General features: G+C 73.8%; 9 protein-coding genes. 4 read left to right on the forward strand and 5 right to left on the reverse strand.

Annotation, left to right across the window (positions count from 1 at the left end):
• Positions 1-64: 64 nt before the first annotated feature.
• The 3 genes from GTR00_RS06795 to GTR00_RS06805 all read left to right on the forward strand — a co-directional run bounded on the left by GTR00_RS06795 (position 65) and on the right by GTR00_RS06805 (position 3,132).
• Entirely contained in the window at positions 65-1,216 is a 1,152-nt protein-coding gene (locus GTR00_RS06795) for an NRAMP family divalent metal transporter (RefSeq protein WP_407659644.1), read from the forward strand.
• Between the two features lie 5 nt (positions 1,217-1,221).
• Positions 1,222-1,989 carry a LamB/YcsF family protein gene (locus GTR00_RS06800; protein ID WP_323132287.1) on the forward strand — a complete coding sequence of 256 codons (768 nt, stop codon included), beginning with the start codon at positions 1,222-1,224 and terminating at the stop codon, positions 1,987-1,989.
• A 198-nt stretch (positions 1,990-2,187) separates the two neighbouring features.
• A complete protein-coding gene (locus GTR00_RS06805; protein ID WP_323132288.1) occupies positions 2,188-3,132 on the forward strand; it encodes a TauD/TfdA family dioxygenase in 945 nt (314 codons plus the stop codon).
• Positions 3,133-3,172: 40 nt separating this feature from the next.
• Here GTR00_RS06805 and GTR00_RS06810 read toward each other — a convergent pair whose 3' ends face one another.
• The 5 genes from GTR00_RS06810 to sdhC all read right to left on the reverse strand — a co-directional run bounded on the left by GTR00_RS06810 (position 3,173) and on the right by sdhC (position 8,568).
• The gene (locus GTR00_RS06810) at positions 3,173-4,837 is read right to left on the reverse strand and encodes an ABC1 kinase family protein (RefSeq protein WP_205705235.1); all 1,665 of its coding nucleotides are present in this window, start codon (positions 4,835-4,837) and stop codon (positions 3,173-3,175) included.
• 90 nt (positions 4,838-4,927) lie between these two features.
• A complete protein-coding gene (locus tag GTR00_RS06815) occupies positions 4,928-5,773 on the reverse strand; it encodes a succinate dehydrogenase iron-sulfur subunit (RefSeq protein ID WP_166610881.1) in 846 nt (281 codons plus the stop codon).
• On the reverse strand, positions 5,773-7,608 hold the full coding sequence (locus GTR00_RS06820; protein WP_166610882.1) for an FAD-binding protein: 1,836 nt from the start codon (positions 7,606-7,608) through the stop codon (positions 5,773-5,775). The genes GTR00_RS06815 and GTR00_RS06820 overlap by 1 nt, the downstream gene beginning before the upstream one ends.
• Before the next feature lie 25 nt (positions 7,609-7,633).
• Positions 7,634-8,140 (reverse strand): succinate dehydrogenase hydrophobic membrane anchor subunit, encoded by a 507-nt coding sequence (locus tag GTR00_RS06825; RefSeq protein WP_166610883.1) that lies wholly within the window; start codon positions 8,138-8,140, stop codon positions 7,634-7,636.
• 11 nt (positions 8,141-8,151) lie between these two features.
• Positions 8,152-8,568 carry a succinate dehydrogenase, cytochrome b556 subunit gene (gene sdhC / locus GTR00_RS06830; RefSeq protein ID WP_166610884.1) on the reverse strand — a complete coding sequence of 139 codons (417 nt, stop codon included), beginning with the start codon at positions 8,566-8,568 and terminating at the stop codon, positions 8,152-8,154.
• A 410-nt stretch (positions 8,569-8,978) separates the two neighbouring features.
• Here sdhC and GTR00_RS06835 point away from each other — a divergent pair, with 410 nt between their 5' ends.
• Positions 8,979-10,085 (forward strand): mannose-1-phosphate guanylyltransferase, encoded by a 1,107-nt coding sequence (locus GTR00_RS06835; protein WP_166610887.1) that lies wholly within the window; start codon positions 8,979-8,981, stop codon positions 10,083-10,085.
• The last annotated feature ends 33 nt before the right edge of the window (positions 10,086-10,118 follow it).

Below are 10,118 nucleotides of genomic sequence, written 5' to 3' on the forward strand. Positions count from 1 at the left end.
CAGCACCACCCCCGCCGCGCGCGCCGAGCGGCCCCCGAAGACCTCCCGCGCCCTGGTCGGCGCCATGTTCCTCATGGCCACCAGCGCCATCGGGCCCGGTTTCATCACCCAGACCACGACGTTCACCGCGCAGCTGGGCGCGGCGTTCGCGTTCGCCATCGTGGTGAGCATCCTCGTCGACATCGCGCTGCAGCTGAACGTCTGGCGCGTCATCGGGGTCTCGGGGTTGCGCGCGCAGGAGCTCGGCAACCGCGTGCTGCCCGGTGTCGGCTGGGTGCTCACCGCCCTGGTGGTCCTGGGCGGCCTGGTGTTCAACATCGGCAACGTCGCCGGCGCCGGGCTGGGGCTGGACGCGCTGCTCGGCCTGGACACCCGCTGGGGAGCGGCCCTGTCGGCGCTGCTCGCGGTGGCGATCTTCCTCAGCCGGGCCGCCGGGGCCGCCCTGGACCGCATCGTCGTCGTCCTGGGCCTGGTGATGATCGCGATGACGGCCTACGTGGCGGTCGTCTCCGACCCGCCCGTCGGCGCCGCGCTGCGCAACGTCGTGGCGCCGGGGACGATCGACCCGCTGGCCATCACGACCCTCATCGGCGGGACCGTCGGCGGGTACATCACCTACGCCGGCGCCCACCGCCTGGTGGACGCCGGCGTGACGGGGCCGCAGAACCTGCGCAGCATCAGCCGCGGCTCGGTCAGCGGCATCCTCGTCACCGCCGTCATGCGGGCGCTGCTGTTCCTGGCCGTGCTCGGCGTCGTCGCCGGCGGCACGGCGCTCGCGGCGGAGAACCCGGCCGCCTCGGCGTTCCAGGCCGCTGCCGGCCAGGTGGGGCTGCGGGTGTTCGGCGTCATCCTGTGGGCCGCCGCGCTCACCTCGGTGATCGGCGCCTCGTACACCTCCGTCACCTTCCTCACCGGCTCCTCCACGCCGGTGCGCGTGCGCAACGCCCTGACGGTGCTGTTCATCGTCGTCTCCGCCGCGTTCTTCGTCCTGGCCGGCGCGGCCCCCGTGGGGCTGCTCGTGTTCGCCGGGGCGTTCAACGGGCTGATCCTGCCCATCGGGCTCGTCGTGGTCCTGTGGGTGGCGCTGCGCCGGCGCGACCTGCTGGGCGGCTACCGCTACCCCCGCTGGCTCATCGGGATCGGCCTGCTGGCGTGGCTGGTGACCCTGTTCCTGGCCTACCGCTCGCTGTCCACCCTCGGAACGGTCTGGAGCTGAACCCCGTGCGGAGCACCGCGAGCGTGGACCTGAACTCCGACCTCGGCGAGAGCTTCAGCCGCTGGACCCTCGGCGACGACGAGGCCCTGCTGGAGGTGGTGACCAGCGCGAACGTGGCGTGCGGCTTCCACGCCGGGGACCCCACGGTCCTGCGCCGCACCTGCGACCTGGCCGCCGCCCGCGGGGTCGTCGTGGGCGCCCAGGTCGGCTACCGCGACCTGCCGGGCTTCGGCCGCCGCTTCATCGACGTGGACCCCGCCGAGCTCGTCGACGACGTGCTGTACCAGCTCGGCGCCCTGGAGGCCTTCGCCCGCGTCGCCGGCACGCGGGTCGCCTACGTCAAGCCCCACGGCGCCCTGTACAACGCGGTCGTCCACCACGAGGCGCAGGCCGCCGCCGTCGTCGAGGCCGTGCGCCGCTACGACCCGGCGCTGCCCCTGCTGGGCCTGCCCGGCTCGCGGTCGCTGGAGCTGGCCGCCGCCGCGGGGCTGCGCACCGTCGCCGAGGCGTTCGCCGACCGCGCGTACACCCCGGCCGGGACGCTGGTGCCCCGCTCGCAGCCCGGCGCCGTGCTGCACGACCCCGAGGAGGTCGCCCGCCGCTGCGTGCGCCTGGCCACCGCCGGGGAGGTGGTGGCCGTGGACGGCGCGGTCGTGCCGGTGGCCGCGGAGTCGATCTGCGTGCACGGCGACACCCCCGGGGCGGTGGGGATCGCGCGGCGGGTGCGCGCGGCGCTGCAGGACGCCGGCGTGCCGGTGGCGCCCTTCGCCTGAGCGCCGGTCAGCGCCGGTCCGCGCCGGTCCGCGCCGGGCGGGTCGGCACTCTGCCGCACACGGGTCCGTCGGAGGGGCAGACTGCCCAGTCCCGCCGCGCTAGCGTGCGCAGGACCGAGTTCACCGTCGATCGGAGGTCCGTCCGTGTCCGCGTCCGCCCCCCTGCGCCCCCCCACCGCGGTCCCGACCCTCCGCGAGGTGGGCCCCGCCGAGCGCGAGCAGCTCGCCGCCCTCGGCGAGCGGGTCACCGCCCACCCCGTGCACGAGCCGGAGCGGTTCTGCCGGCAGGCGCGCGCCCTGGTGCGCGAGGTGCCCGCCGCCGTCGTGGAGCGCCTGTGGGAGTTCGAGCGGGACGGCTCCGACTCCGGGGTCCTGGTGCTGCGCGGCCTGGAGACCGGCGAGCTGCCGCCCACCCCGGCGGACAACGCCGGCGGCCTGGGCGGCGCGACCCTCCTGGGCCGGCAGCAGGCCGTCCTCAGCCACGCCCTGGGCCACGTGCTGGGCTACGCCGCCGAGGCGCACGGGCACCTGCTGCAGGACATGGTCCCCAACCGCCGCCTGGCCGCCACCCAGCAGTCGCAGGGCTCCCGGGTCGAGCTGGAGGCGCACACCGAGCAGTGCTTCTCCGCGCTGCGCCCCGACTACGTCGTGCTCGGCTGCCTGCGCGGCGACGCCGACGCCGCCACCTACGCCTTCCGCGGCGCCGAGCTCGCCGCGCACTTCGAGGCCGAGGACCTGCTGGAGCTGCACCGGCCGCTGTGGACCACCCTCGTCGACGAGTCCTTCGCCGACTTCCTGGACACCCGCGAGGTGCGCGGGCCCTTCCCGATCCTGTCCGGCGACCCCGAGGACCCGGTGCTGCTGGTGGACCAGGACCTCATGCACGGCATCACCGCCCGCGCGCAGGCGCTGCTGCAGCGGGTGCTGGAGGTGTACGTCGCCCACCGCAGCGCGGTGGTGCTGCAGGCCGGTGACGTGCTCTTCCTGGACAACCTGCGCGCCATGCACGGCCGCTCGCCGTTCGCGCCGCGCTTCGACGGCACCGACCGCTTCATCACCCGCGGGTTCGTCGTGCGCGACCTGCGCCGCTCGCGCTCGGCCCGCCCCGGCGGGCAGCGCGTGGTGCAGGCCAGCTTCAGCTGACGGCCGCTGAGCGGGCGGCGGCGCGGTGCGCCCCGCCCGCTCAGCGGCGGCGGCGGTGGCCGCGGGCGGTCCAGCCCAGGTACGCCGTCAGCGAGCCCACCGCCGCCACGCCCAGCGCGGCCACCTTCGTCTCGTACGGCTTCAGCCGCTGCGGGTCGGTGGAGGCCAGCACCGCCAGCGCCTCGATGCCGGCGGCCGCCACCAGCGCCACCACCAGCCGGTTGCCGATGCGCTCCACCCGCGCCACCAGCGGGTCCAGCTCGTCGGTGCGCACCGACACCGAGACCCCGTCGCGGTCCAGCGCGTCCAGCAGCCGCCCCAGCTGCCCGGGCAGCTCCACGCCCAGCGAGGCGGCGTCCACGCCCGCCTGGCGCAGCCGGCGCGCGATCGCCACCGGGTCCAGGTGCCCCACCACCAGGCGCCGGGCGTACGGGCCCAGCACGGTGCCGATCTGGAAGCCGGGGTCCAGGGTGGAGCCCAGCCCCTCGGTCATGACGATCATCTTGACGACCAGCGCGAGGTTGCGCGGCAGCGCCAGGTGGTGCCGGCGCAGCATCTCCAGCACGTCGCGCACCACGTCGCCGATGCGCACCCTGCCCAGCGGCAGGCCCTCGTAGCGGCTGAGCAGGTAGCCGGCGTCGGCGGCCAGCCGGCCGCGGTCCACGCGCTGCTTGGTGACGCCGATGTCGGTGAAGGCGGCCGCGATGCGCGCCGGGTCGCGCCGCTCGAAGGCGGCGAACAGGGCCGCCAGCTGCCGGCGGGTGCGCTCGTCGACCTCGCCGACCATGCCGTAGTCGAGCAGGCCGATGCGCCCGCCGGGCTCGATGAGGAAGTTGCCCGGGTGCGGGTCGGCGTGGAAGAAGCCGTGCTCGAAGACCATGTCGGCCAGCAGCCGCGTGGCGCGCGCGGCCAGCGCGCTGCGGTCGATGCCCGCCTCGTCCAGCGCCTGCAGGTCGCTGATCTTCGTGCCGCGCAGGCGCTCCAGCGTGATGACGCGCGAGGTGGTGGTGTCCCAGCGCACCTCGGGCACGTGCAGGTCGGGGTCGCCGGCGAAGTTGCGGGCGAAGCGCTCGGCGTTGTGCCCCTCCTGCAGGTAGTCCAGCTCCGCGCGCAGGGTGTCGGCGAAGTCGGCGGTCAGCCCCACCACGTCGTAGTCCGCCGCGGCCGACCAGCGGTGCGCGGCGCGCGCCGCCAGGGCCCGCAGGATCTCCAGGTCCGCCTCGACCTCCTCGACCACCCCGGGCCGGCGCACCTTGACGACCACCTCGCTGCCGTCGGCCAGGGTGGCCGCGTGGGCCTGGCCGATGGAGGCGCTGGCCAGCGGCACGGTGTCGAAGCGGGCGAAGACCTTCTCCGGGTCCGCGCCCAGCTCCTCGCGCACCGCCGCGCGGATCGCGTCCGCCGGCACGGGGGAGGCGCGGTCCTGCAGCTTCTCCAGCTCCCGCTGGAACGCCGGGTTGAGCAGGTCCGGGCGCGTGGAGAGGATCTGGCCCAGCTTCACCGCCGTGGGGCCCAGCTCCTCCAGCACCAGGCGCACGTGCACGGCGACGGTGTGCTGCTCCTCCGGCTGCGCGGGGGCCGCCGAGCGGCTGCCCGGGCGCACCCACCGCTCCAGCCCGAGGGCGTGCACGAAGTAGCCCAGGCCGTGCCGGTACAGGACACGGCTGATCTGCAGGTAGCGGTCCTGGTGGCGCACGAGGGCCATCCTGACCCAGGCGGGCGCCGCGCGCGACGGCCCGCCCCGCTGCGCGAGCGGGACGGGCCGGGGGAGGGGGCGCCGGCAGCGGCGCCCGGCTCAGACCTTGCGGGTGATGAGGGCCTGCTTGACCTCGGCGATCGCCTTGGTCACCTGGATGCCGCGCGGGCACGCCTCCGAGCAGTTGAAGGTCGTGCGGCAGCGCCACACGCCCTCCTTGTCGTTGAGGATCTCCAGGCGCAGCTCGGAGCCGGAGTCGCGGCTGTCGAAGATGAACCGGTGGGCGTTGACGATGGCCGCCGGGCCGAAGTACTGCCCGTCGTTCCAGAACACCGGGCAGCTCGACGTGCACGCCGCGCACAGGATGCACTTGGTGGTGTCGTCGAAGCGCTCGCGGTCGGCCTGGGACTGGATGCGCTCGCGGGTCGGCTCGGCGCCCTTGGTGATCAGGAACGGCATCACCTCGCGGTAGGCGGCGAAGAAGGGCTCCATGTCGACGATGAGGTCCTTCTCCACCGGCAGCCCCTTGATGGGCTCGATGAGGATGGGCTTGTCGATGTTGAGGTCCTTCAGCAGCGTCTTGCACGCCAGGCGGTTGCGGCCGTTGATGCGCATCGCGTCCGAGCCGCACACGCCGTGGGCGCAGGAGCGGCGGAACGTCAGGGCGCCGTCCTGCTCCCACTTCACCTTGTGCAGCGCGTCCAGCACGCGGTCCGTGCCGTGCATGGTGAGGCGGTAGTCCTCCCAGTGCGGCTCGGAGTCGCGCTCCGGGTCGTACCGGCGGATGCGCACGGTGACCTCGAAGCTGGGCACCTCGCCGGTGCTGCCGATGTTGCCGCCCTCGCGCGGCTGCGCGCCGCCGCTGTGCTGCGACGCGGCCCGCGAGGACTTCGCGGGACCGGCGGCGGCGTTGGTCTCGAGGGGACCCTGTTCGGTGGTGGACATCAGTACTTGCGCTCCATCGGCTGGTACCGCGTCTGGACGACGGGCTTGAAGTCCAGGCGCGTGGTCTGTCGACCGTCGGCTCCGGTGTCGCGGTACACCATCGTGTGCCGCATGAAGTTCACGTCGTCGCGGTTGGGGTAGTCCTCGCGGAAGTGCCCGCCGCGCGACTCCTTGCGCTCCAGCGCGCCGATGCACATCACCTCGGCGAGGTCGAGCAGGAAGCCGAGCTCCAGGGCCTCGAGCAGGTCCAGGTTGAACCGCTTGCCCTTGTCCTGGACGGCGGCGCGCGCGTAGCGCTCCTTGAGCCGCTCGATGTCGGTGAGGGCCTGCTTGAGGGTGGCCTCGGTGCGGAACACCTGGGCGTTGGCGTCCATCGTCTCCTGCAGCTCCGCGCGGATCGCGGCGATGCGCTCGGAGCCGGCGGGTCGGTCGCGCAGCTCGGTCAGCTGCGCCACCACGGCGCTCTCGGGCTGCGCCGGCAGCGCCACCCACTGCGCCTTCGTGGCGTACTCCGCGGCGGCGATGCCGGCGCGGCGGCCGAAGACGTTGATGTCCAGCAGCGAGTTGGTGCCCAGGCGGTTGGAGCCGTGCACCGACACGCACGCCACCTCGCCGGCGGCGTACAGGCCCGGCACGACGTGGGTGTTGTCGGAGAGGACCTCCGCCTGCACGTTCGTGGGGACCCCGCCCATGGCGTAGTGTGCGGTCGGGTACACCGGCACCGGCTCGGTGTAGGGCTCCACGCCGAGGTAGGTGCGGGCGAACTCGGTGATGTCCGGCAGCTTGGCGTCGATGTGCGCCGGCTCCAGGTGGGTCAGGTCGAGCAGGACGTAGTCCTTGTTCGGGCCGGCCCCGCGCCCCTCGCGCACCTCGTTGGCCATCGAGCGGGCGACGATGTCGCGCGGCGCGAGGTCCTTGATGGTGGGGGCGTAGCGCTCCATGAACCGCTCGCCGTCGGCGTTGCGCAGGATGCCGCCCTCGCCGCGCGCGGCCTCGGACAGCAGGATGCCCAGCCCCGCCAGGCCCGTCGGGTGGAACTGGAAGAACTCCATGTCCTCCAGCGGGATCCCGCGGCGGTAGGCGATGCCCATGCCGTCGCCGGTGAGGGTGTGCGCGTTGGAGGTCGTCTTGAAGACCTTGCCGGCGCCACCGGTGGCGAGCACGACGGACTTGGCCTGGAAGACGTGGATCTCGCCGGTGGCGAGCTCGTAGGCCACGACGCCGGCGACGCGCTTGTCGCCGGGCACGCCGATGCTCGGCGGGGTCTGCAGCGCCGGCTGGTCGACGGCGCCCTCGATCTCGTCGCCGGTCAGCGCCTCGCCGGCCGGGACCAGCAGCAGGTCCAGCACGTAGAACTCGTTGAAGAACTCCACCTCGTGCTTGACGCACTGCTGGTAGAGGGTCTGCAGGATCATGTGGCCGGTGCGGTCCGCGGCGAAGCAGGAGCGGCGCACGGGCGCCTTGCCGTGGTCGCGGGTGTGCCCGCCGAAGCGGCGCTGGTCGATCCTGCCCTCGGGGGTGCGGTTGAAGGGCAGGCCCATCTTCTCGAGGTCCAGGACCGCGTCGATGGCCTCCTTGCACATCACCTCGGCCGCGTCCTGGTCGACGAGGTAGTCGCCGCCCTTGACGGTGTCGAAGGTGTGCCACTCCCAGTTGTCCTCCTCGACGTTCGCCAGGGCGGCGCACATGCCGCCCTGGGCCGCGCCGGTGTGCGAGCGCGTCGGGTAGAGCTTGGTGAGCACGGCGGTGCGGGCGCGCTGGCCCGCCTCGAGCGCTGCGCGCATGCCTGCGCCGCCCGCCCCGACGATGACGACGTCGAACTGGTGCGTCTGCATGGTGTCTCCTCGGATCGCTCGCCGGTCAGCTGCCGGGGCTGGTGACGGTCGGCACGTCGTCGACGGGCGCGCAGAACGAGAACTGGTGGGCGGGGGACGAGCACGGGTCGAACGTGAAGATCACCAGCGTGCCGACGACGATCACGACGACGGTCGCCAGGTACAGGGCCATCTTCAGCCAGAACCGGGTGGCGTCGCGCTCGGCGTAGTCGTTGATGACGGTGCGCACGCCGTTGGCGCCGTGCAGCATCGCCAGCCACAGCATCAGCAGGTCCCACGTCTGCCAGAACGGGCTGGCCCACTTGCCGGCGACGAACCCCCAGTCGACCTGGTGGATGCCCTCGCCGGTCATGAGGTTCACGAACAGGTGGCCGAACACCAGGACGATCAGGGCCAGCCCCGACATCCGCATGAACAGCCAGCCGTACAGCTCCCAGTTGGTGCGCGTGGAGCGGTTGCGCCGGTACGGGGAGCGGGGGGCCTCCAGGGCGGGCGAGTAGTCGGCGCCGGGGGTCTGCTCGGGTGCGCTCATCGCGGGCCGCCTCAGTGGGTGAAGACGATGGTCAGGTGGCGGACGAGGAAGGGCACCATGATCGCGACCCACAGGCCCACCACGGTCCAGAACATCGCCCGCTGGTGCCGGGTGCCCTTGCCCCAGAAGTCGACGAGGATGATCCGCACGCCGTTGAGGGCGTGGAAGACCACGGCGCCGACCAGGCCGGACTCGCCCAGGCCCATGACGGGGTTCTTGTACTGCGCGATCACGCCGTCGTAGACCTCGGGGGAGATGCGCACGGTCGCCGTGTCGAGCACGTGCACGAAGAGGAAGAAGAAGATCAGCACGCCCGAGATGCGGTGCATGACCCAGGACCACATGCCCTCGCGGCCGCGGTACAGGGTCCCCGGCGGCTTGATCCTGGTCTTGGCCCCCTGCGGCGGCGGGGTGAGGCTCGTGGCCACCGGCGTCCTCCTCGAGTTCGTCCGACGCCGGGTCCTCCCGGGCTCCGGCGCTCGGGTGGCGGCGTCCGACGTCCATCGTAGGCGCGCACCCCCGACCCGCCGCGCCCCCGGAGGCCGGTGGGGAGGTTTTGTGACGAATGACTCACGGTGAGCGGGCGCGCTGCTCCGAGCAGGTCAGGACCCCCTCACCTCACCTCCTCCGGCGGGGTGCGCCCCCGCGGACACTCCCGGTGGCCGCACCCCTACCGGTAGGTTCGCCCCGACGTGCGGGCGGACGGGAGGGGTCAGGCGTGCAGGAGCAGGGCGGGAACGACCACGGCGGCGTGGACCAGGGGGTGCCGGGCGGCGTCCCGGCGGGCGGCCCGGCGGGCGCCGCGCCCTGGTCGGCGGACGACCTCGAGGACGCCACGATCGACCTGTCGGACTTCCACGCCGTCGTGCCCGCCGGGGGCGCCGGCACCCGGCTGTGGCCGCTCTCGCGCAGCCACCGGCCCAAGTTCCTGCTGGACCTCACCGGCCGCGGGCGCACCCTGCTGCAGTCCACCTGGGACCGGCTGCTGCCGCTGACCGAGGCCGAGCGCACCCTGGTGGTCACCGGGCGCGCCCACGCCGACGCCGTGGCCGCCCAGCTGCCCAAGCTGCCGCCGGAGAACATCCTGCGCGAGCCGTGCCAGCGCGACTCCGCCGCCGCCATCGGCCTGGCCGCCGCCGTGCTCGTGCGCCGCGACCCCGACGCCGTGCTCGGCTCCTTCGCCGCCGACCACAACATCTCCGGCCGCGACGACTTCGAGTCCTCCGTGGAGGAGGCGGTCGTCACCGCCCGCCGCGGCTTCGTCGTCACCATCGGCATCGCGCCCTCCCACCCGGCCACCGGCTTCGGCTACATCCGCCTGGGCAAGCGGCTGCGCCTGCAGGGCGCCCCCAACGCCCGCCGGGTGCTGCAGTTCAAGGAGAAGCCCGACGCGCGCACCGCCTCCGCGTACCTGTCCACCGGCGACTACCGCTGGAACGGCGGCATGTTCGTCGCCCGCGCCGACGTGCTGCTGGAGCTGCTCGCCGAGAACGTCCCGGCCCTGCACGCCGGCCTGCAGCGCATCGCCGACGCCTGGGAGACCCCGCAGCGCGACGCCGTGCTGGCCGAGCAGTGGCCCGCACTGCCCTCCATCGCCATCGACCACGCCGTGGCCGAGCCGGCCGCCGAGGCCGGCCGCGTGGCCGTCGTGCCGGCCACCTTCGGCTGGGACGACGTGGGGGACTTCTCCTCCCTGGCCGAGCTGCTGCCCGCCGAGGTCGACGAGCCGCGCGTGCTCGGCGACGCCGCCCTGGTGATCACCGAGCAGGTCGCCGGCGGGCTCGTCGTGCCCGCCAACGACCGCGTGGTGGCCCTGCTGGGCGTGGACGACCTCGTGGTCGTGGACACCCCCGACGCGCTGCTGGTGACCACCCGCGCCCGCGCCCAGGAGGTCAAGAAGCTCGTCGAGCGCGCCAAGGAGGCCGGGCTGGACTCGGTGGTCTGACCGGGCCCGCCCACCGCCCGTTCGGAGCACCGC

The sequence above is a fragment of the Kineococcus indalonis genome (assembly GCF_009906395.1).
Taxonomy (GTDB): domain Bacteria; phylum Actinomycetota; class Actinomycetes; order Actinomycetales; family Kineococcaceae; genus Kineococcus; species Kineococcus indalonis.